The sequence below is a fragment of the Flavobacterium sp. NPDC079362 genome, assembly GCF_050267765.1.
GTDB classification, from domain to species: domain Bacteria; phylum Bacteroidota; class Bacteroidia; order Flavobacteriales; family Flavobacteriaceae; genus Flavobacterium; species Flavobacterium azizsancarii.
On record NZ_JBNNFM010000041.1, the window covers coordinates 16,036 to 40,310 of the forward strand.

Here is a 24,275-nt window from a genome sequence, read left to right on the forward strand (position 1 = left end):
TAACTAATTCAAACGTTATCGTAAAACTATCAAACATGACAAACCTTAAAAAACCATGAAAAAAAACAATCAGATTACTAACTTTATTAACACTCCTTTATGATGATGAAAAAATATATTTATAAATTATTCCTTCTTGGAATGATTTTATCGGGGAGCATTTTACACGCTCAAACAGTAAAAGGTGTTGTTTCGGATGATAACGGTCCGATGCCACAAGTTAATATTAGCGTAAAAGGAACTTCCAATTATGCTACAACAGATTTTGACGGTAATTATACCATTAATAATGTAGCTGCTAATGCTATTTTAATTTTTAGCTATATAGGATATCAAACACAGGAAGCTGCTCTAGCGGGTAAAAATGAATTAAATATTACCCTTTTAACAGATTCTAACGCATTAAATGAAGTTATTGTCGTAGGATACACGAGCGAAAAGAAATCTTCAATAACGGGTGCAGTAGCTACTGTAGATATGGCTGAATTATCCCGAACAAAAGTAGCCGACGTTGGCCAGGCTTTGCAAGGACAAATTGCAGGTGTATCTGTTTCTGCGAATACAGGCGCTCCCGGAGACGGACTTAAAATACGTATTAGAGGCGAAGGTACACTTGGAAACAATGAAGTACTATATGTTGTAGATGGTGTTCCTACCCGCGATATTTCTTTTCTGAATATGTCTGATGTAAAATCAATGACGGTATTAAAAGATGCTGCTGCTACAGCTATTTACGGATCCAGATCTGCCGGAGGTGTTGTTATTATAACAACCAAAAGTGGTGTAAAAGGAAAATCAAGTATTGATGTTGAATATTTTTCTGGAATTAACTATGCCACAAATCTTCCAAAAATGTTAAATGGAGATCAATATATGACCATAATGGATCAGGCCTGGCACAACTCTAACAATAATCCAGCCAATGCAATAAGCCCTTATAGTGCAGATAGAGCAAATGGAAAAGTAAATGGTATAGCATTGTCAGATACAGATTGGTTAAAAGAATTATTCACCACAGGAAAAACAGACAATTTTCAAATTTCGTTTAGCGGAGGTTCTGAGAAAACGCAATATTTAATATCCGGTGGCTATTTTGGTCAAGATGGTATTGTAGTAGGAAACAAGGATACTTATAAACGTATTAATTTTAGGGCTAATATTAATTCTGAAATTACTGATCGCTTTAGAGTGGGCACAAACATTCAGGTTACTGGTACCAAACAAGATAAAATGTCATCTAGCGGTGATGCTCCGGGAGTTATTAGACATGCTTTATTACGCCCATCTGTTTTAGGAGTTTACAAAAGCGTAAATGATCCTACATATAAAGCAAATGATCCTTATACTGATTTGCCTTTCTATCTGAACAACGATCCTAATGGAGGCTGGAGCCGTAATTATGAGCTGACATCTAACCCTATTGCAATAGTAAATTATACAGATGATGTTCGATCAGCTTATAAAACTTTTGGAAATGTATATGCCGAATATGCTTTCTTATCTGACAAATCATTAAAATTCAGAAGTAATGTTGGTGCAGAAATCATTTTTGATCATAATAAGGCATTTGGAGAAAATTTTGGTGACGATAACGATAATGATCCAAATGAATTATATCCCGGACAAGGCAGACAAAACAGGCCTTCAAGCTTAAACGAAAACAGAGGTCAAGCAACAACTTTTACGTTTACAAATACGTTAAACTATACTAAAACTCTTGCTGAGAAACACAATATCAACGCATTATTAGGAACTGAAAATATAAGTTATGACCAATCTGCTATAGGCGGAAGCAGAACGAACTACAACAACACTACCGATCCTTTCCGATATCTTGATTACGGAAGTGATACTAATAAAAACAGTTCCGGATCTGCTCAAAGCTGGAATCTGATTTCCTTTTTTGCATCTGCCAATTACGGATACAACAATAAGTATTTTGTTTCGGGTACTTTAAGAGCCGATGGTTCTTCTCGATTTGGACCTAATAACAAATGGGGTTATTTTCCTTCTGTTTCAGGAGGCTGGGTAATGTCTAAAGAAAAATTCATGGAAAATGCAAAATGGATTTCTAACCTGAAATGGAGAGCCAGCTGGGGACAATCCGGTAATCAGGAAATCCCTAATAATGCTTATGAAACCCTTGTCACAGAAACAGGCGGTATTATAAATGTAGTTCGTTACGGTAATCCGGATCTAAAATGGGAAACGACGACACAAACCAACTTTGGTCTTGATATGAGTGTGTTGAATGGTAAACTGACTTTCTCTGCCGATTATTTTGACAAAACAACCGATGATATTTTATTAACTGTAGGTTTACCTTCCTCAACTGTGGGACAAATAAACAGAACTTTTGTTAATGCAGGAATTGTAACTAATAAAGGTTTTGAATTTGGGGTTAACTTTCAAAACAACGATAACGAATTTAAATATGGAATAAATGGAAACATTGCCAGCTTAAAAAATAATGTTGAACAATTGCAGCAATATGTTACAGAGATTACTGATGAAAAAACGCACACTAAAACTGTAGTTGGACAGCCTATCAGTTCATATTATGGACTTAAATTTGATGGTATTTATCAAAATACGGCAGAAATAGCTTCTACTCTATACTCAAATTCAAACGGTGCAAAACCTGGAGATATAAAGTTTAAAGACGTAAACGGAGACGGCCAGATTAATGCTGATGACAGAACATTCATAGGAAGTCCAATTCCAAAAATAACTTACGGATTTTCATTTAATGCTTCATACAAAAGATTTGACATGTCATTTCTTTTTCAGGGAGTTTCTGGTGTAGATCGTTACAATGATTTAAAGCAAATTTTAGATTACGACAGCCGTCCTTTCAACTCTACAACATCAGTATTAGGTGCATGGAACGGAGAAGGTACAAGTAACACAATTCCTCGTAACACGATGAATGATAACGGAGGAAGTCAGGTTTCGAGCGTTTTTGTTGAAGATGCTTCTTATTTACGATTAAAAAATCTTGAAATTGGATATACGTTTGATTCTAAAATCATTGGAGGTACCTATTTAAGAATGTATGTGTCAGGTCAAAACTTATTGACATGGACAAAATACACTGGTTTAGATCCTGAATCTACTTCGTTCATAGATCAGGGAACTTACCCTCAGTCAACTTCAATACTACTAGGTTTAAAATTTAAAATTTAATAAACGAACCATGAAAAACACATATATAACAGCGATCATGATTTCGCTACTAACATTAACAAGCTGTCAGGACGAACTTACCACAGAACCTATTGGCGCGATAACGCTGGACCAGGCAAATTCTAAACCAACATTAGCTTCTGTAGAAAGTTCTGTAACTTCTTCTTACGATATGTTATCCAATAAATTGAATCAATTGGCAGACTGGGATTGGAATGGTGGTTTGGTCTTTCAAAATGATATTATAATAGATGACGTAGCATCTGATGATATGGAAAAAAAATGGTCGCCAGACGGAGATCAGCCATGGATAGATGAAATCAACAATTTCACTTTTACTTCGACCAACGGAGGACCAAACGGATTGTGGAAATACGCTTATGAAGGTATAAAAAGAACCAATATTGCATTGAATTTTCTGTTAAATCCAGATATCGAATCGATTACCGGAATTACTACTCAAAGAAAAAACCAATTGATAGGCGAAGCTTATTTTTTACGTTCTTACTATTATTTTTCGTTAGTAACTAATTTTGGTGATGTGCCTTTAATTCTGGCTCCTATAAAAACCTATCAGGAAGCTTTTGATAAAGCAGTCAGAGCACCAAAAGAAACTGTATGGAGTCAAATTAAAACCGATTTAGAAGCTGCAAAAACACTTTTGCCAAATGCTAAATATTCATCAGGCACAGAAAAATGGAGAGTTTCTAAAGGAGCAGTTATTGCGCTTCTTGCAAAAACTGCGCTTTATAATAAAGACTGGGCAGGTGTGACAACCTTAGTATCAGAATTAGAAACAACAGGCTTTTATAGCTTAGATGCTAATTATTTTGATAACTTTAGTATGAATACTGAATATACAGACAACGAAGTTATTTTCTCTTACAACCACATTAAACAAGCTGATCCAAGAAAAGGAAATGGAATTTGTGCACCTCTTGGATGGGGATTTTTTGCACCAAGCACCAATTTTCTAGCTTCATTTGAACCTAATGATCCTAGAAAACTATATACTGTAAATGCTCCTGAACAATGGATTAACAAGCTTTTAGGAACAACAAATGGCGGTAATAAAGGTGATGATGACGCTCCAAACAATAAAGTGTTCATTCGTTATGCCGATGTTTTACTTTGGAAAGCAGAAGCTCTTAACGAAACTAATGATTATCCGGGTGCTATTAGTATAATCAATCAAATTAGAGCAAGAGCAAGAAATACTGTAACAACGGTTACAATTAGAGTTCAGGATCCGGCTTTTCCTGCTGATCCAAACAAAACGATTACAGTTACCACTGTAGGACCTCCTCCTCCGGGAGGAACATTAATAGACAGACCAAATTCCAGCGATAAAGCTACTGTAAAAGGTTGGCTTATTTCAGAAAGGAGAGCAGAACTAGGTTTTGAAAGTCATAGAATGAGTGATTTAAAAAGATGGGGAATTGCTAAAGAAGTAATGACTGCTAACGGAAAAGTATTTTTAGACAAACATATGCTGTATCCAATTCCGCAATCAGAAATAGATGCCTCAGCCGGACTTTTAAAACAAAATCCAGGATATTAACATAAATTAAAATTCAATTAAATCTTAATTATGAAAAAAAAAATAATCACACCAGTTTTTACAATTCTATTTTTATTATCGTGTACGAATGATCACAACAATACAACACAAGAAATGGATTTTACAAAAGATATTGCGAAAGAATGGTATAATTCAAAATTTAAAAAATCTATTGAATGGAATGAAAACAATGAAAGTGACAACATGGTTCCAGATTGGAATAATGCAACATTTCGCAAATTAGACGGTTTAGAAGTTATTGAATTTCCTTTGGTTCAAAAAGACGCCAAAATTAAATCTTCTGACTCAAAAGAATTAAATACTCTTATGAAAATTGCATTCATAAAAACTGCCAATGATAGCATAGTTGCCCGCAAGTTCTATTATGTGGCAGAAACAAATTATTTCAATAGTAAACAACTTCAAAAAAAGGAAAATAGTCTAGAAATATATAATAATAATTTCAAAGGCTTATTAATTACTAAGAAATGGAATAATCAGATTTTGTCTTATAAAAAAATAGATAAAAATTTCATTGGAGTACTTGAATTACCGGTAGATTTCAAAAACACTAGAAAAACTAATCAATTGGCAAGTGGGGTGCCAACTAGTGAAGATCCTTCCTATTATATTCAACTTAATAGTGTTGATATAATAGGTGGTAAAAGACGATATTTTTACTATTTTAATCCTATTACATTTAAAACTGACCTTTACAAAGAATCATATTTTAATAACAATACTTATCAGCAAAATGGATATTATTATCCTTTAACTACCAATAGCACACCTGCTGCAGTTGTAAGTACTGCACAATATATCGAATCTACTATAATTTCCTCAGCACTTGACCCATGCAAAAATACAGTATTGCAAAAATTAAAAAATACTTCAGACATAGATATAGCAAATTTATTTACAGTTTTAGGAGCAACTACAAAAATTAAAGTAACATTCATCAATGCATATCCTTTAGATGATAAAAGTCAACTATCGGGAGCTGTAGCGTCAACAGCAAGAACAAATAAAGAAACACCATATGACTATACCATTAGGATGAACCCCGATTATACTCACAATAATTTATCCATAGCGACTGTTATGTTGCATGAGTTAGTACATGCTTATTTTTTGAGTTTTACTGACAATCCATCAAAAACGAATAGTTTCCCTTTGGATAATTATCCCATACTGTTTCAAGCATATTGTGACAAGCGTTATCCCCCTAAAAACGGAGAGTCGCCAAGCTTACATCATGCCGAAATGGCAAATAGCTATGTGCAAGCTATGGGGAAAGCTTTACAAGAATTTCAAACAGGGCAACCAGCCGTTAATGGTATCCCAGATCAATTATATCTAGATTTAGCTTGGGCAGGGTTACGTGACACACCAATTTATGAACAAACATATCCTTTAGGAAGCCCAGAAAGGGATAGAATAGAAAACAGGTATTATGCTGAAATTAGGAATGGTTATTCTGGAGGATATTATCCAATTGGCACAAAATGTAATTAACATTATAAAAATGTAAAACTGTTTTCTTATTTTTTGATTGCAAAAATTATATATCAAATTAGTTTGACAATCAAAAACTAATGACAAATTAAGAATCAGGTTGGTTAACTATTTTCAATTTATGAAGACCTAACAAGTAAATAACTTTACATCTATTAACCTTAAAATATGACAAAAAAGATAATTATACTACTAATTAGTATCGGATTATTTTCGAGCTGTGCTATTACTAAAAGAGATAAATTCAACGCCGTAAATGATTATTTAGATTCGGTTATAGCAGATTCCGAAGAGATAATGATTATTCATGAAAAAATGTCTCCAGATTTGGCTATAATAATGCTTTATGGACATGATTTTTGGACTGAATATCCTGATACTACTTTTGTAATAAGAGAGAATGGAATTCATAGTCAGGTTTTAGAAAATGGAAAATGGGTCGATTTATTCGATAAAAAAGATTGGCTAAACATGAAAAAAAAATATGGTGATAAAATAGAAACTTCAACAGGAGATAATGGTTATTGGCAGTTAGAAGATTTTAGACATAACAATATTGTTTTTGAGAAACGTAATGTTTTTTTAAAAAATCTAACCTCTTATTATTTTGATCAACCTCGTAAAAAAGTATTTGAATTTTCATTTCCCATAAGTTACAAAAAAAAATATTTAGTTTTTAGTGTAACTGCAAAAACTACTCATTCTACAGGTCGTGCCATAATTAACCTAACTGTCGTTATGGAAAAGCTCAATGGCAAATGGATTGTTGTAGACAGCGCAGGCCCAAGTTATTTTGATTAAAAGCTCAATACAAATAATATTCTGATACAACTATTGTAATAAGAAAGCCAGAGAGTTAACCACAAACTATTTAAAAAAAAATAATTTACATGAAAGATATAGCAAAACGTTTCGCAGATAACCCATTATTATCACCTAAAGATATTCCTGCAAGCATAGAAGGACTGGAAATTACTTGCCTTTTAAATCCCGGAGTATTTCAATATGAAAACAAAACCTGGCTAGTAGTACGAGTAGCCGAAAGACCAAAGCAAAAGGACAATATCATTTCTTTTCCCATATTAACAGAAACTGGTGCTATCAAAATCATTGAGATTCCTAAAGAAGATCCTGAATTAATAGCAACCGATGCAAGAGTAATTAACTACAAAGGCGTTGATTATTTAACAACATTATCGCACCTACGCCTATTGTGTAGCGAAGACGGACATAACTTTTACGAACCTGAAAATTATCCAGCTTTAGTTGGTGAAGGTATGTTGGAAACATTCGGAATAGAAGATTGTCGTGTTGCCTTGATTGAAGGAACGTATTATCTAACCTTTACTTCTGTATCTGATAATGGTGTTGGCGTTGGTTTGCGTACCACAACCGATTGGAAAAACTTCAAAAAACATGGAATGATATTACCGGCACACAATAAAGATTGTGCCATTTTTGAAGAAAAAATAAACGGATTATTCTATGCCTTACACCGACCAAGCAGCGTAGATATTGGCGGTAATTATATCTGGTTAGCTTCTTCTCCTGATGGTGTTCACTGGGGAAATCACCATTGCATCATAAAAACAAGAAAAGGACTTTGGGACAGTAAACGAGTTGGTGCCGGAGCAGCACCAATAAAAACAGACAAAGGCTGGTTAGAAATTTATCATGGAGCCAATGAAAATCATCAGTATTGCCTGGGTGCTTTTCTAATGGACCTGAAAGATCCATCAAAAGTAATCGCAAGAACCGAAGAACCTATAATGGTTCCTACTACAGAATACGAATTAAGCGGATTTTTTGGAAACGTAGTGTTTACCAATGGTCATATTGTAGAACCAGACGGAGATACGCTTACCATTTATTACGGAGCTTCGGATGAATTTGTTTGTGGTGCTCAATTTTCGATCAAAGAGATTCTTTTACTTTTAAAAAATAACTAATGTTCAAAAAACTTATATCAGAAATTGACCATTTTAAAAGCCAAACCCATAATTTCCGTATACTGATTTTCACAAACTTAGTTTATGCACTGGTATTGCCTGTAATCGACATATTTGTCGCTGCATATATCATGAGGAATTCTAATGATACCTCTAAGGTTGTTATTTATCAATTGGCTATTTATACCGGGATTCCGCTTACATTCTTATTAAATGGTTTCTTGTTGAAACATTTCAATATCCGAAAACTATATTCAATCGGAATGATGCTTAGCGGTGTTTCTATGATTATCATGATGTCATTAAAAACGTTGGATCTAACCGGAATTGGTGTTGCCGGAATCACTATGGGGCTTTCTTTTGGTTTGTATTGGTCTAATCGTGATTACCTTGCATTGGCCATTACAAATGATGAAAATCGTAATTATTATTACGGACTGGAAACCTTTATTTACACCATAATCGCTATTGCGATACCTGCAACAATTGGTTGGTTTATTCAATCAAAGACAGGTGAAATCGAAAAACATCAAGCCTATGTAATAATCACCGGAATCGTTTTTCTGATTACAATTGTAGCATCAATAGTTTGTTTTAGAGGTAAATTCGAAAATCCTGCACAAAAACAGTACATCTTTTTCAAATTTCATCCCTTATGGTATAAACTATTATCATTGGCAACCTTCAAAGGTTTAGCGCAAGGATTTTTGGTTACAGCTCCTGCAATGCTTATTTTTAAAATATTAGGAGAAGAAGGCGCACTAGGACAAGCACAATCTATTGGCGCAATTTTGGCTGCCATCATTATCTATTTTATTGGCCGTTTCTCAAAACCATCAGATAGAATCAAAACGTTTTCAGTAGGTTTAATTTTATTTGCTTTGGGAGCATGTATCAACGGGATATTATTCGACAAAACAGGAGTAATTATCTTTTTGTTATTATTGCTTATCGCAAAACCTTTAATGGATTTGGCCTACTTCCCTATTCAGTTAAAAGTAATTGATATTGTATCCCGCATAGAAAAAAGAGGTGAGTTTACTTATATCCTAAATCATGAAGCCGGTTTATATGTTGGCAGACTTTTAGGCGCAGGAACCTTTTTAGTATTATATTATTCTGTTTCTGAAGATTTTGCTTTGAGATATGCGATCGGAATTATTGCCTTATTACAACTGTGTTCCATTTTTATCAGCAAAAAAATTATCAAACAGGGAATCGATCTTTCACCGGAAGAAGTAACAGATCCAAAAGTTTTGGATGAGGTAGCAGTAAAATTGCTTTAATGCATTGAGTATGTAAAAACACAGACTATAATACATTTCTTTTACTATGTTTCTATGTGTTGAAATTAATTACACTCAATAGTTGCCCTAAAATAAAAATCAATAACTATGAATATATTTATAAAAATTACACTCTCGTGTCTTTTAGTACTAAGTTTAAGCACGACCGCACAAGTAAAACAACAAAATATTCCTCGTGTAGACCAAATGCCCAATCTACCACAACCCTTAAAAATCATCGATTATAAAAAACTTGCTTTAGATTTTGATAAAACTGTATATGATTTTAATGCCAAAGGCAAATATTGGCCAATGGTATGGATGGACGACAGCCAAAAAAACTTCCCACAAAAAGTAGTAGGATTGTATACCGCTGTTGCCGATGTAAGACAAGGACCCGATCATAACAACGGAATGTTTCATGAAGCACTTGCAACAATGGGCGCTACTCTAGGCGCCACTTTGGTGGGTATTAACAAAAATCAGCCAGATCTTAATTATGTTGGAATGCTTAAAAACTATTTCAATAAAGAAACTAACTGGAATATTATGATGAATAATACCTGCCCTGAAGTTGCTTTACTGGGCGGTGGTTATGGTCGTGACTGGTGGTATGACGTATATCCTAACCTTTTGTTCTTTGCTGTTTATGACAAATATCCAAATGAACCGGGCTTTACCGAAATAGCAAAAACTATCGCAGATAAATTTTATGAAGCCGATGTTATTCTTAATGGAAATTATAATTATTCTTATTTCGATTATAATAAAATGACACCAATGACAAACAACATCTGTACACAACCAGATGCTGCTGCCGGACATGCTTGGGTTTTGTATATGGCTTATAAAAAATTTGGGGATGCTAAATATTTAAAAGGAGCAAAAAGCGCTTTGGCAGCATTAGAATCACAATCAAAAAATCCTACTTATGAAGTTTTGATGCCTTTTGGAGCTTATATGGCTGCAAGAATTAATGCAGAACAAGATGCAAAATACGACACAAACAAAATGCTCGATTGGTCTTTTGACGGAACACCAATCTGTCGTGAAGGTTGGGGCGCATTAGTAGGTAACTGGAATGGGATAGATATATCAGGAACTTTTGGCAGTACGGTAGATCACGGTGGTTACGGATTTCTGATGAATACTTACGACGCTGCATGGCCGTTAGTACCAATGGTTAGATACGATCAGTCTTATGCAACTGCAATTGGAAAATGGATGCTCAATGCAGCAAATGCTTCTCGTTTTTTCTACCCGCAATATATGCCAAAAGAACACCAAACCATTCCGGAACTTGCCGAAGTTACCAAAGGCGTAATTGGTTATGAAGGAATCATCAAACAATCAAGTTATAAAGAATACGAAAACCTAAAAGGTCCTGTAGCACAAGGTGACGGTCCGCTTTGGGTATTGGGAGAAAACCCTAAAGAATCTCAGTTTAGTGTATATGGAAGTGGACATGTAGGTATTTTTGGAAGTATTATCCGTGAAACCAATGTTAGCGGAATATTACAATTAGATCTATTGGCAACAGACTTTTTTAGTGATAAAGCCTATTCATCTTACTTATACTATAACCCCTATACGACAAGCAAAACCGTTACTGTAAAAACGGAGAAAGGCAAAAAAGTAGATTTATACAATACCGTTTCAGGAAGTTTTGTAGCCCGAAATGTTACTTCATCGGCCAAAATCAATATCGCAGCGTTAGGTTCAGCTGTAATCGTTTGTGTTCCTGCCGGAGGAAAAATAACTCATTCAGGAGAAAAAATGCTGGTTGATGGTGTAGTTGTAGATTATAAATCAAAAGAGAAAAACTAAAGTCAATTTACAAGATTCCATTTTAGTATCCTGACAGGTTTTAAAAACCTGTTAGGTATTTCCACTTATATAAAATAGTAAAAACTATCTACGTCAAAGATTTTTTTTACGAACTACAAAACGAATTTATCAAACCTAAAATGTTATGAAATCGAATCTATTCAAAAGTATCTTCTTTTTTCTATTAATGATAAATGCAAATCCAACTTTTGCACAAACAACAGTAGAACAAAAATGGTGGAAGGAATCTGTTTTTTATCAAATCTATATGCCAAGCTATGCAGATAGCAATGGCGACGGATATGGCGATTTTAAAGGAATGACTCAAAAACTAGACTACTTAAAAGATTTGGGAATAAAAGGCATTTGGCTTACCCCCTTTCTGACTTCTCCAAAAGTAGATAACGGTTATGATATTGCAAATTATTATGAAGTTGATCCAACTTATGGCAGCAAAACCGATTTTGATACTTTTTTAAAAGAAGCCCATAAACGAGGTATTAAAGTAATTATAGATATGGTTTTTAATCATACTTCTACCGATAGCAAATGGTTTCAGGAATCCAGGAAATCAAAAGATAACCCTTATCGTGATTATTATGTCTGGAAAGACGAACCTAACAATTGGGAATCCTTTTTTGGTGGAACAGCCTGGGAAAAAGACAGCATAACCAATCAATATTACTATCATAAATTTGATAAAAGAATGGCCGATCTTAACTGGTCGAATCCAAAAGTCGTTTCTGAGATTCAAAATGTACTGCGTTTTTGGCTTGATGCCGGAGTAGATGGTTTTCGACTGGATGTAATTAATTTTCTAACTACAAACGGAATCACAAAAGAGAACCCAATAAAAGACGGAAAACAAGATCATATAAACGATATCGATCAGGAAGGGGTAAAAAATGCTATGCGTATTATAAAGTCTACTGTAAGCGAGTATCAAAACCGCTTTATTGTGGGAGAAATAGGAAGTGATAAAATCGAAGTTTTAAAACAATACCAATCTCAGGATTTACTAGATGTTGTTTTTAATTTCAATTTTGGAAGTATCAAAGAATTTTCGACTCAACGCATTTTTGATGAATTGAAAAGCATGGAGAAAAACATGAGTAATTATCCAACCTTATTCTTTGGAAGTCATGATATGCCAAGAATGATTGATCGATTAGCTAATGGTGATACAGACAGAGCCACGGCATTAGCAGCTTTGATTCTTACTGCCAAAGGAGTTCCGTTTATTTATTATGGCGAAGAAATTGGGATGCACAATATCATCGCTCAAAATATAGATGAAATGGTCGACATACAAGGAAGAACACATTATCAACTTGCACTTGATCAGGGCAAGAACAGTACCGAAGCACTTCTCGAAGGAAATGAACACAATCGCGACAAATCCCGTAGTCCGATGCAATGGAATGGAAATGCTTTTACAGGATTTTCTAACGCTAAAACCTGGATTAAAATTAATCCAGATTACAAGAAAACAAATGTGGCTGTAATGAAAGCGCAAAAAAACTCTATTCTTAATTCTTATAAAAAATTAATAACTTTACGAAACAACGAAAAGACGCTTCAATATGGTGATTATGAAAGCCTTGAACTTAAGGGAGATCAAATATCATTTACAAGATCCTTTCAAAAAGATAAAATTACTGTTATAATTAACTTTGGTTTAAAAACAGAAATAACAGTTCCGTCAGGCGCAACCTTATTAATGGGAAGCAAATTCTTAAAACCAAATAGCTTTATCATTTACAGAAACTAAAACAGCATTAAAATGAATTTCAATTTATCTCCAAATATAGAAAAAACAGCAGTTTTTGAACAAATTGCAACAGCTCTGCAAAAAGAAAACTTCACCATTATAAACCAAGATCAAACACGCCCTTGGGGAGGATTTTTCGTTATCGATGAATCACAAGCCGGAGCATTTGCTGAAAAATTCTTTCCGCATCTTGAAATGTCAGCCATTAAGATTACGAATAAATTGAGTCCGAAAATTCTAATTGTCGCGCCTCACAAACGATTATCATGGCAATATCACTTTCGCAGAGCCGAAATATGGAAGGTCCTTGACGGAATTGTAGGCGTTAAAACGAGTGCTACAGACGAAGAAGGAGAAATTCAGGAACTTGCTCCAGGAGCATTTATTAAATTAGAAAAAGGAGAACGCCATCGCTTAATTGGTCTTGAAACATGGGGAATTGTAGCCGAAATTTGGCAGCATACCGATCCTGACAATCCATCTGATGAGGATGATATTGTTCGTGTTCAGGACGATTTTGGAAGATAAAATAATGTTTTTTTAATAAGGTTTATTATCCTAACAGGTTTTTAAAACCTGTTAGGTATTTACATATAAATTTACAAGATCAGTTTGGAAGATAAATATCTACCAATCGTAAAATAAAAAAGCCTTGTTTTGCGAACTGGAATTCACAAAACAAGGCTTTTTTATACTACAAGATTTTTTCTACTTTGTAGATATTATGATCAAACTCTAAATACCTAACAGGTTTTAAAAACCTGTTAGGATAACTATTTCACTTCATAAATAAACGATTCTGATGGAGCTATTTTTAGTTTAGCCTTTCCTTCGCCATTTTTTACAACTAAACTTGTTTTGCTTTTTAAATACAATTGATCTTTCAACTCATATTCCCCATCTTTCAAATTCCATTTTGAAATAATATCAGCAGGGATTTTCAATTCAAATTCACTCGTTTTTTCAGAAGAGAAATTAGCTACAACAATCAACTTTTGATTTGCTGACCAACGTACATACGAATAAAGTAGTTCATCATAGCCCGCATTGTTCTGACGGTTTACTGATTGAATTTCCTGAAAACTTCCCATTAAAGCCGGGCTGTTAATCGAGAAGTTCAACAATCTCTTATAAAAATCACGCAGGTTTTTTTCTGAATCAGAAAGTTGTCCTCCGTCAAATTTCCCATCATTCATCCAACGCTGATGATTTGGAACACCAATATAATCAAATATAGAAGTTCTTGTAGGTTTTCCAAATCCGGCATTTTCATTTCCGGCCTCCCCTACTTCCTGTCCAAAATAAACCATTGTTGGCGAAGTACTAATCGTTGTAGAAACCACCATTAAAGGTTTTCCGCGTTCCGGAGTTCCTGCAAAATCAGGACTTGCCAAACGCTGTTCGTCATGATTGTCTAAAAAATGCAGCATATTATGTTCAATATCCGACATGCCTTTTTGAATTTCAGATAATCCATCAGGCGAAGATTTTCCGCGAATCACATCTTTCAACTTATCATAAGTCTCTACTTTATCATACAAATAATCCATTTTTCCCAAACGAATATAATTGCGGTATTCATTAGGATTATATACTTCTGCCAATAAAAAAGCTTTTGGATTTTCCGTTTTGATTGCAGAATTCATATAACTCCAGAATTCATACGGAACCATTTCGGCCATATCATAACGAAAACCATCAACCCCTTTTGCTGTCCAATACAAAGCGATCGATTTGAATTTCTTCCAGGAATCCGGCACATCTTTATCCTGCCAAAAAGCAAAATGCTCCTGATACGATTTCTGATCAAATCCAGCCGGAAGCTCAGGAAAATCTTTAGAACCATCTGGGCGAATTCCGTAATTTACTTTTACAGTTTCATACCAGTCGTTTTGATCCGGCTTTACTTTACGAGAACCATTTCCTGTCCATTTTGCTGGATTTTCATCAAATACGCCATCAACAAGCGGATTCTTTTCTCCGTTTAACGGAATATCGTTGTCCGGAATTTCAAAATGATTGTTTGGTATATAATAAAAGTTATTATCGCGTTTGTATTCAACATTTACATCGTCATCAGCACCAAAATCTTTAACACCTTCCGGATTATTTTTTCCTTCGTATTTTCTTGCAATATGATTGGGAACAATATCAATAATCAGTTTCAAACCCGCTTTATGTGTACGATCAATCAAATCTTCAAATTCCTGCAATCTGTTTGCAGGATTTACTGCCAGATCCGGATTTACATTATAATAATCTTTTACGGCATAAGGCGATCCTGCGCGGCCTTTTACAACTTCAGGATCATCATCAGAAATTCCGTATGCTTTATAATCTCCAACCAAAGCGTGATGCGGTACGCCAGTGTACCATATATAGGTAACACCTAAATCTTTTATCTCATGAAGTGCTTTATCTGTAAAATCATTAAATTTTCCAACACCGTTTTCTTCAATTGTTCCCCATGGTTTGTTTGTTGTAATTTTGTTTCCAAACAAACGGGTAAAAACCTGATAAACTACAATTTTCTTATCAGTAGTAACTTCTTCTTTTGCTGTATTCATTTTTAAATCTTTGGTTTTACATGCAGTAAAGAGCATGGTTGCAGCCATTCCTGCAACAAAAACTTTTTTATTTATCATATTCTTTTTATAAACTAATTCTTTTCTAAATTCAAAATCAAACGATTAATTTTAGAAACCATTTCCTAAATTTAGACTAATTTTTAAATGAAGAAGAAACTAAAATCAATTTTGTGCCCATTTCAGTATAAAAAACCAAACTATAACGAAAGAGTAACGGATTTTGTTGATAAATTAAAACTTGAACACAGGTTTCAAAATGCATTATTTTTTGATTTATAAATTAATCTTAATATCAGTAAAGGTTGTAACCTTTTTCATAAATTTGACAAAAATTTAATCCATTGAAGAAATCACTATTTTTCATATCCTATTGTTTGCTATTGTTAAGCGTTCAATTCATTTTTGCTCAAGCACCAAAGCCAAAAACAATTAATATTGAAAATGCTGACTTGGTAGAAGTCAATGAAGTCTTAGTACCTGACGGAATTTTATTGACCGGAAATGTAAAAGTAAATCATGACGGGATTGTATTAACATGTAATAAGGCTTATGTTTTTAAGAAAGAAAACTATCTTAAAGCATTTGGAAATGTACAGTTAGTTCAAGGTGATACTTTATTCCTGAACAGTAAATATGCAGAATATAGCGGAAATTCAAAAAAAGCTTTTGCTACCGGTGATGCCGTTATGACTTCTCCAGATGCTACTTTACGAACAGATACTATCAATTTTGACAGAAACATTCAGCAGGTTTTTTATAATACAAAAGGTACAATCGTTAATAAAGACAATACTTTAGTTAGTAAATCAGGGAGGTATTTTGCTGAAGAGAAAAAATTTCAATTCCTGACAGCAGTTACCATTACAAATCCTAAATATGTTATAAAATCAAATCATTTAGATTATTATAGTAATTCAGGACACACCTATTTATTTGGTCCCTCAACAATTACAAGTGAGGCCAATTATATTTATACAGAAAAAGGATTCTACGATACAAAGAAAAACCTGGCGCATTTTTTAAGGAAGTCCTACATAAAATACGATGACCGCCTTATAGAAGGAGATAGTTTGTATTACAATCGAAATATAGAATTTGCATCGGCAACCAGAAATGTAAAAATTACAGACTCCATTAATCGCGGAATTGTAAAGGGGCATTATGCTGAGATTTTCAAACTAAAAGATTCGATGTTTGTCACTAAAAGAGCTGTAGCCATAAATCTTGTAGAAAAAGATTCTGTTTATATTCATGGCCAAAAACTAATGGTAACCGGAAAAGAAGGCGAAAGAATTTTAAGAGCTTTTAAGAATGTTCGTTTTTACAAAATAGATATGAGCGGTAAATGCGACTCCATACATTCAAATTCGAAAACTGCTTTGACAAAATTAATTGGGAATCCAATCCTATGGAATGGCGAAAGCCAGATTACCGGGGATCTTATGCATTTAATTGGCGATAATACAACCAAGAAACTAGATTCCTTAAGAGTAATCAACAACACTTTTATAGTCTCGCGGGATACGCTCGGCACCGGTTATAATCAGGTCAAGGGGCTAAATTTATTCGGAAAATTCAAAGATGGAAAATTACATGATGTTGATGTCATAAAAAACACTGAGGTCGTCTATTATATGCGGAACGATAATAACGAACTTATTGGAATCAATAAAAACGTAAGCAGTAAAATCAATCTTATCCTGGAAAACAATGATATCGAAACCATTACTTTTTTTAATAAAGTAGATGGCGATATTTACCCTGAAGCAGATTTACCTGAAAATGCGCGTAAACTAAAAGGCTTACGCTGGCGTGGAGACGAGCGAATAAAATCGAAAGATGATATTTTTACCGCCGAAGACAATGAACTCAACGACAAATTAGTACAAGAAGGAAAAGATCAGGAAGCTAAAGACAAAGATACCCCGATGAAAGTCAGGAAAGAAACTTTGGATTACGACAAAAAGAAACCCGCTGTTAAAACAAGTACTACGAAAGCAAGCACTACTGCTAAGACTAAGAAATAGTTTTCAGTCGCAGTTTTCAGTTTAATTGCTTTACCTTAAAATTAGTCGCAGTCTCAGTTCTCTGCCTATAAAACTCTGCGCGCTTTGCATTTTAATAATACAAACTTGATTTAAAACTTAGTGAACTTTGCATAAAACTTTACGATCTTTGCAGATAAATTCAGTCATAGTCTCAGTTTTCATTCAACTTGAAACATGAAACCTGAAACTTTTAAAACAAATAACAGTGAATCCAGATTTTATAAAATACCAGGCACAGACTTCTCCTTACCCACTGGGAATGGAGGTTTCTCATGCCATTGGCTCCTATATTTACGACACAAACGATAAAAAATATTTAGATTTTGTTGCAGGTGTTTCTGCTTGTACACTCGGACATCAACACCCAAGAGTCAATCAGGCCATTAAAGATCAGTTAGACAAGTATTCGCATGTTATGGTTTACGGCGAATATTCGCAAAGTCCGGCAGTTCAATATTGCAAATTACTGGCTTCGCTCCTGCCGGAATCTCTAAACAAAACCTATTTGGTCAATTCAGGAACAGAAGCAATCGAAGGCGCACTAAAATTAGCAAAAAGAACAACAGGACGCAGTCAGCTTATTTCTTGCCATAATGCCTATCACGGCAACACAATGGGTTCAATGAGCGTTATGGGATTCGAAGAACGCAAACAAGCTTTTCGTCCTTTACTTCCTGATGTTGATTTTATCACCTTTAATAACGAAGAAGATCTTCAAAAAATAACCACCAGAACAGCTGCAATACTTTTAGAAACTATTCAGGGTGGTGCAGGATTCATTCAGCCGGAAAATAACTACCTGCAAAAAGTCCGCAAACGCTGCGATGAAGTTGGCGCTATGATGATCGTCGACGAAATTCAACCAGGATTTGGACGTACAGGTAAACTATTTGGTTTTCAAAACTATGACGTGGTTCCGGATATTGTTGTAATGGGAAAAGGAATGGGTGGCGGAATGCCTGTTGGAGCTTTTACCGCAGCAGCAGAAAAAATGGATCTTCTGACCGAAAATCCTAAACTGGGGCACATTACTACTTTTGGAGGTCATCCTGTCATTGCGTCAGCTTGTTTGGCTACTTTGCAGGAATTAACTGAAACAAATTTAATGCAGGATGCCTTAGATAAAGAAAAACTCTTCAGATCGCTTTTGGTACATCCTTTGATAAAGGAAGTTAGAGGAAAAGGATTAATGCTTGCCGCAATGACCGAAACTGCCGAAATAACAAACGAAGTTATTTTAAACTGTCAGGACAAAGGGCTCATTTTATTCTGGTTGCTGTTTGAAGGATGCGCCATACGAATAACACCACCATTAACCATTTCTGAAGAAGAAATAAAAGAAGGTTGTGCCATAATTTTAAATGTTATGGATGAAATCATGAAAAAAGAACAATAAAAATAATCAGGAGCTATTTCCTGCTGTTCGCTAAATCTTTTATTTTTTAAAGAAAAAAAACAAAAGGATATCGCTACCATCAGGGCTAGGACTCCGGGTTAAAAATATTTTTAGAATAATAATAAAATTTAATCTTTTACAAATCAAAAGATTACAACTTAAAACAGAATAGAAATTCTGTCCATATTGTTAATTAAATTGTTCACAACAATTAATTCCCCTTCCTCACAACAATAATATGGTTGCCTAAATTTATAACAGGCTAATTTCAAATAAAGACAGTATGCAATTAAGCAACGAAGAAGAAGATTATAACCTATCCCTATCCAAATTTGAGTCTATGTTAAAAACTAACAAAGTACTCTTTTTTGACTCTGAAGAATTCGAAGAAATTATTCTTCATTATTTAGACATAGGTAAGGCTAATTTAGCAAAGAAGGCCTTGAAACTTGCATTAGACCAACACCCAAAATCTACGGGCTTAAAATTAGTACAAGTAGAAATGTTGGTTTACGACGACAAACTAGAGATCGCCGAGAAACTCCTGAATGAGTTATATGCAATCGAACCTAACAACGAGGAAATTTACATCCAGAAAGCTAATATCTGTTCTAAGAGAGACCAACACGAAAAAGCAGTAGAATTGCTTAAAATTGCTTTGCAATATACAGACGATTACGCTGACGTGTACAACTTGATTGGAATGGAATATCTTTTTATGGATAATCTCGAGATGGCAAAAGAAAGTTTTATCAAATGTCTTGAAGAAGACTTAGAAGATCAGTCTGCCTTATATAACGTGGTGTATTGTTTTGAATTTTTAGATCAAAATCAGGAAGCCATTGTATATCTAAACGAATACATCAATAAAAATCCCTATAGTGAAATCGCATGGCATCAGCTTGGACGTTTGCACTATGGCGTAAAAGAATACGAAAATGCGATTCGCGCTTTTGATTATGCAACCCTAATCGACGATGAGTTTTTAGGTGCTTTCATGGAAAAAGCAAAAGCTTACGAACGTCTCAAAAAATACAACGAAGCAATAGAAAGCTATAACCGTACTATCGAGTTAGACGACGCAACTTCTTATGCATTATTACGCATTGGAAAATGCTACGAAAAACTGGGAAATACGGCAAAAGCACTTCAATATTACAATCAAACAGTACATGAAGATCCGCTTTTGGACAAAGGATGGATTGCCATTACTGATTTTTATGTTCGTCAGAAAAACTTTCAAAAAGCATTGTTCTTTGTCAATAAGGCATTAGCAATTGACAATCAGAATCGTTTGTACTGGAAACGTTATGCAACGATTAACAAACAAATGAACTTTTTTGAAGAGGCTGAGTTTGGCTATAGAAAAGCAGTAGAATTTGGAGATTATGCGTTAGAAACCTGGTTGTTTTGGGTCGATATTCTTCAGTTTTTAGGTGAATTCGAAAGTGCTGTTCAGACTTTATTACAAGCTTCAGAATATTTTCCGGAAGAAAACGAAATCGAATATCGCTTGGCAGGATTGTATTTTATGATTCAGGACAATACCAAAGCCAAATTTCATTTGAGCAATGGTTTGCGTTTGAACTTCGAAAATTATATCTTAATCGAAGATTTATTTCCGGTAGTCTGGTCAAAAAAAATGGTTAAAAATTACATTGAAAAACATAGAAAGCAATAATGATTGATACTTTAAGAAGACGTTTTGGCTTGTTAGGCCGTAATATTAGTTACTCATTTTCAAAAGGATATTTTACAGAAAAATTTAGCGATGAAGTTTTTGCCGGCAACAGCTACGAAAACTTTGATATTTCTGAAATTAATTATTTCACAGAATTAGTAAAAAACAATCCGGATTTAAAAGGTTTAAATGTTACGATTCCGTATAAAGAACAAGTTATACCATTCTTAGATAAACTTTCAAAAAAAGCAGCCTTAATTGGCGCCGTAAATACCATTAAATTTACGAAAAACGGAAAATTAAAAGGTTACAATACTGATTACTATGGTTTCAAAAAATCATTAGAACCTTTATTAGAGCCTCATCATAAAAAAGCACTTATCCTTGGTACTGGCGGTGCATCAAAAGGTGTAGCTTTTGCTCTTGATGAACTTGGTATACCTTATACTTTTGTTTCAAGAGAAGCGAAAGAAAACATTATTGATTATAACCTGATCAACGCAACTACTTTTGATAACTTTAAAATTATTATCAATTGTACGCCCGTTGGCACAAGCCCTAATACAGAAGCTTGTCCTGATCTTCCCTATGAGTTTTTTACTGACAAACACATTGCTTACGATCTCATTTATAATCCGGCAGAAACTCAGTTTTTAAAAAATGCAAAAGAAAAAGGTGCCGTTATAAAAAACGGTTACGATATGCTTATTTTTCAAGCAGAAAAAGCCTGGAAAATCTGGAATAAATAAAAAAAAACAAACATGTTCAAAACAGTCGTAATTTACTAATTACGGCTGTTTTGCGTTTTAAGCATTACCTGCACAATTTCAAGAAAGCCCAGAAATAGGATCCTATCAAACAAATGTATAAACCCAAAATTTTATTCCTCTTTCTTCTTAACACAATCCTTACAAACTAATTTATATAATATCAGATCAAGTATCACTTTTTAACGCTGGAAATAGAAACATTTTTATTACCTCAATATTACTCTTCATTTTTTTTCAAATCAAAATAAAACCACAAATTCATCCTTAAAATATTATTTTGATTTCATTTTTCTAAAAATTATAATAATTCAGAATTTAAATTTACTTCAAAAAATCGGCAAAAAAAACGATATCATATTCGTAAATTACTGGAACAAATAGGAATTTCACCTTAAAATAGCGTATAAACAAACGATTTATTTTGTATTTAGAAACACCTTTAGTATCTTTCGCTCTGTTTAAAATAAAAACCTTATACATTTAAAATGTTAGAAGAAAAGAATGATAACCTGCAGGAAGCAGACGGAAAATTAGAAATCGAAATTAGCGATTCTACTCAAGATAATGCAATTGATACAGCGGAGCCTGAAACAGCTGCTGAAATTTCGACTTCAGAGACTGAAACTGAAGCAGAAAATACAGCTGACACGACAGAAACCAATCATCAGACTGCACTAGACGCTATTACCAATTCGAATGCTGAAGAAAGTGAAGATGAAACGCTAAAAGAGCGTCATGACATTCCTATGCAGGATTACGATACATTTACTTTAGATGCACTTGTTGATGAACTTAAAAAATTGATCAATACAGATAAAGTAATGTCTGTAAAAGAGCATATTGAAGAAATTAAAAAGTCGTTTTTATTACAATACAATCACCTTATTGAGGAGAAAAAAGAAGAATTTAACGCTTCTAATCAAGATCCAAATGAGGAATTTGAATATCATTCTCCCTTAAAATCTAAATTTGACGAATATTATAATGTTTTTAGAGAAAAAAGAAATGCTCATTTCAAGCATTTACAAACGAATTTAAAAACGAATTTAGAAAACAGGCTTGCCATAGTTGAGGAACTTAAAGAGCTTATCAACCCACAGGAAAACATCAAGGACACTCTTAAACATTTTAATGATTTAAGAGAAAGATGGAAAAATGCAGGAGCAATTCCAAAAGACAAATACAATCACGTTTGGAATAATTACCACTTTCACGTAGAGAATTTTTACGATTATCTACATTTAGATCGTGAAGCAAGAGATTTAGATTTCAAATACAACTTGGAGCAAAAACAAAAAATCATTGCTCGTGTAGAAGAATTAGCAAATGAAACTGATATCAGTAAAGCATTTCGCGAATTACAGGATTTACACAGGATTTGGAAAGAAGATATTGGACCGGTTTCTAAAGAACACCGTGATACTATCTGGAATAAATTTAGCGAATTGACTAAAAAAATTCACGATAAAAGAGAAGTTTTATTTGAAAGCCAAAGAGCAAACGAACAAAATAATCTTGAAGCAAAAAAAGAGATCATTGCAAAAATCGAGGTTTTAGGAACTGAAAAAGTAAACTCCCACTCTCAATGGCTGGTACAAATTCAAAAAGTAGAAGCACTTAGAAATGAGTTTTTTGCTGCCGGAAAAGTACCATCTGATGTTAATGAAGAAACGTGGGCTGCTTTTAAAACTGCCGTTAGAAATTTTAATTCTTTTAAAAATTCATTTTACAAAGACATTAAAAAAGATCAAAACGACAATTTAAATAAAAAAATGGCTCTTGTTGCAAAAGCCAAGGAATTACAAGAAAGTACTGATTTTGGCGCTACAACTCCTGTTATGAAACAAATTCAGGAAGAGTGGAAACAAATTGGCCATGTTCCTAAAAAATATTCAGACAAAATCTGGAAAGAATTCAAAGATGCTTGTAATCATTATTTTGATAAATTAAAGGAACACAAATCTGAAGAAAACGTTGACGAAGTTGCTGCTTTTGACAATAAAAAAGCATATCTGGATGTTTTGAGAGCCTACCAACTTACCGGTGATCACAAAACTGATCTTGATGCAATAAAAGCACATATCGAAATCTGGAAAGGTTATGGAAAAGTACCTTTTGCAAGGCGCCATATCGAAGGAAAATTCAATAAAATTTTAGATGCTCTTTTTGAAAAATTAAGTTTGAGTAAAAAAGAAACTGAAATGATGCGTTTCTCTAATAGAATTGATTCTTTATCTGATAATAACGATACTCGTAAATTAGACAATGAAAAGATTTTCCTAATGCGTAAAATTGAAGAAGTTCAGAATGAAATTTTCCAATTAGAGAATAACATTCAGTTCTTTGCAAATACTAAAAATGCAAAAAAAGAGAATTCTATCGTTCTTGAAGTTCGTAAAAACATTGCTATTCACAAGGAAAGCCTTGAGCTTTGGAAAGATAAACTAAAACAGTTACGTAATCTGGGTCAGGAATAGACTTTAATTTATATATTAAATTTATTAAGGAGTAATGATATTTTTCATTGCTCCTTTTTTTTGTGGTTATTGTTGGAATGAATTTTACCACAAAGATCGCGAAGGTTTTTTTTATAATAGAGTATATTGGATATTTCGGTTCGATTTGTGCCAGTGATTTCGGTCGGACCGTGCCACCCATTTCGGTGAATTTGTGCCACTATTTCGGTTTGAATAGTGC

The 24,275-nt window shown here is 33.9% G+C and carries 15 protein-coding genes; 14 read left to right on the forward strand and 1 reads right to left on the reverse strand.

The genetic code is table 11. From position 1 onward, the window contains the following. The first annotated feature begins 99 nt into the window (after positions 1 to 99). The 9 genes from ACQKCJ_RS21980 (at position 100) to ACQKCJ_RS22020 (ending at position 13,623) form a co-directional block, all read left to right on the forward strand. A complete protein-coding gene (locus ACQKCJ_RS21980) occupies positions 100 to 3,186 on the forward strand; it encodes a SusC/RagA family TonB-linked outer membrane protein (protein ID WP_271338024.1) in 3,087 nt (1,028 codons plus the stop codon). A 10-nt stretch (positions 3,187 to 3,196) separates the two neighbouring features. Further along, on the forward strand, positions 3,197 to 4,747 hold the full coding sequence (locus ACQKCJ_RS21985) for a RagB/SusD family nutrient uptake outer membrane protein (RefSeq protein ID WP_271338026.1): 1,551 nt from the start codon (positions 3,197 to 3,199) through the stop codon (positions 4,745 to 4,747). Between the two features lie 30 nt (positions 4,748 to 4,777). Next, complete coding sequence (locus ACQKCJ_RS21990; protein ID WP_271338028.1) at positions 4,778 to 6,262, forward strand: hypothetical protein; 1,485 nt, start codon at positions 4,778 to 4,780, stop codon at positions 6,260 to 6,262. A 168-nt stretch (positions 6,263 to 6,430) separates the two neighbouring features. Continuing rightward, positions 6,431 to 7,063, forward strand: coding sequence for a hypothetical protein (locus ACQKCJ_RS21995; RefSeq protein ID WP_427402927.1), 633 nt, complete (start codon positions 6,431 to 6,433; stop codon positions 7,061 to 7,063). 89 nt (positions 7,064 to 7,152) lie between these two features. After that, the gene (locus tag ACQKCJ_RS22000) at positions 7,153 to 8,211 is read left to right on the forward strand and encodes a glycoside hydrolase family 130 protein (protein ID WP_271338032.1); all 1,059 of its coding nucleotides are present in this window, start codon (positions 7,153 to 7,155) and stop codon (positions 8,209 to 8,211) included. Then, complete coding sequence (locus ACQKCJ_RS22005; RefSeq protein WP_271338034.1) at positions 8,211 to 9,497, forward strand: MFS transporter; 1,287 nt, start codon at positions 8,211 to 8,213, stop codon at positions 9,495 to 9,497. Before ACQKCJ_RS22000 ends, ACQKCJ_RS22005 begins: the two co-directional genes overlap by 1 nt. A gap of 108 nt (positions 9,498 to 9,605) precedes the next feature. Beyond that, on the forward strand, positions 9,606 to 11,324 hold the full coding sequence (locus ACQKCJ_RS22010; protein ID WP_427402928.1) for a hypothetical protein: 1,719 nt from the start codon (positions 9,606 to 9,608) through the stop codon (positions 11,322 to 11,324). Between the two features lie 145 nt (positions 11,325 to 11,469). After that, positions 11,470 to 13,095, forward strand: coding sequence for an alpha-glucosidase (locus tag ACQKCJ_RS22015; protein WP_271338037.1), 1,626 nt, complete (start codon positions 11,470 to 11,472; stop codon positions 13,093 to 13,095). 12 nt (positions 13,096 to 13,107) lie between these two features. Next, positions 13,108 to 13,623 (forward strand): phosphoheptose isomerase, encoded by a 516-nt coding sequence (locus ACQKCJ_RS22020; RefSeq protein ID WP_427402929.1) that lies wholly within the window; start codon positions 13,108 to 13,110, stop codon positions 13,621 to 13,623. Between the two features lie 245 nt (positions 13,624 to 13,868). Here the strand turns inward: ACQKCJ_RS22020 and ACQKCJ_RS22025 are convergent, their stop codons facing one another. After that, the gene (locus tag ACQKCJ_RS22025; RefSeq protein WP_427402930.1) at positions 13,869 to 15,740 is read right to left on the reverse strand and encodes an alpha-amylase family glycosyl hydrolase; all 1,872 of its coding nucleotides are present in this window, start codon (positions 15,738 to 15,740) and stop codon (positions 13,869 to 13,871) included. A 284-nt stretch (positions 15,741 to 16,024) separates the two neighbouring features. On the opposite strand from ACQKCJ_RS22025, the gene ACQKCJ_RS22030 reads away from it, so the two are divergent. The 5 genes from ACQKCJ_RS22030 (at position 16,025) to ACQKCJ_RS22050 (ending at position 24,055) form a co-directional block, all read left to right on the forward strand. After that, positions 16,025 to 17,710, forward strand: coding sequence for an OstA-like protein (locus ACQKCJ_RS22030; RefSeq protein ID WP_427402931.1), 1,686 nt, complete (start codon positions 16,025 to 16,027; stop codon positions 17,708 to 17,710). Positions 17,711 to 17,936: 226 nt separating this feature from the next. Then, positions 17,937 to 19,127: an aspartate aminotransferase family protein gene (locus tag ACQKCJ_RS22035; RefSeq protein WP_271338045.1), complete on the forward strand. Its 1,191-nt coding sequence runs from the start codon at positions 17,937 to 17,939 to the stop codon at positions 19,125 to 19,127. 283 nt (positions 19,128 to 19,410) lie between these two features. Continuing rightward, the gene (locus ACQKCJ_RS22040; RefSeq protein WP_427402932.1) at positions 19,411 to 20,808 is read left to right on the forward strand and encodes a tetratricopeptide repeat protein; all 1,398 of its coding nucleotides are present in this window, start codon (positions 19,411 to 19,413) and stop codon (positions 20,806 to 20,808) included. Continuing rightward, entirely contained in the window at positions 20,808 to 21,557 is a 750-nt protein-coding gene (locus ACQKCJ_RS22045; protein WP_271338049.1) for a shikimate dehydrogenase family protein, read from the forward strand. The genes ACQKCJ_RS22040 and ACQKCJ_RS22045 overlap by 1 nt, the downstream gene beginning before the upstream one ends. 506 nt (positions 21,558 to 22,063) lie before the next feature. Further along, the gene (locus ACQKCJ_RS22050) at positions 22,064 to 24,055 is read left to right on the forward strand and encodes a DUF349 domain-containing protein (RefSeq protein ID WP_271338765.1); all 1,992 of its coding nucleotides are present in this window, start codon (positions 22,064 to 22,066) and stop codon (positions 24,053 to 24,055) included. Positions 24,056 to 24,275 lie beyond the last annotated feature (220 nt).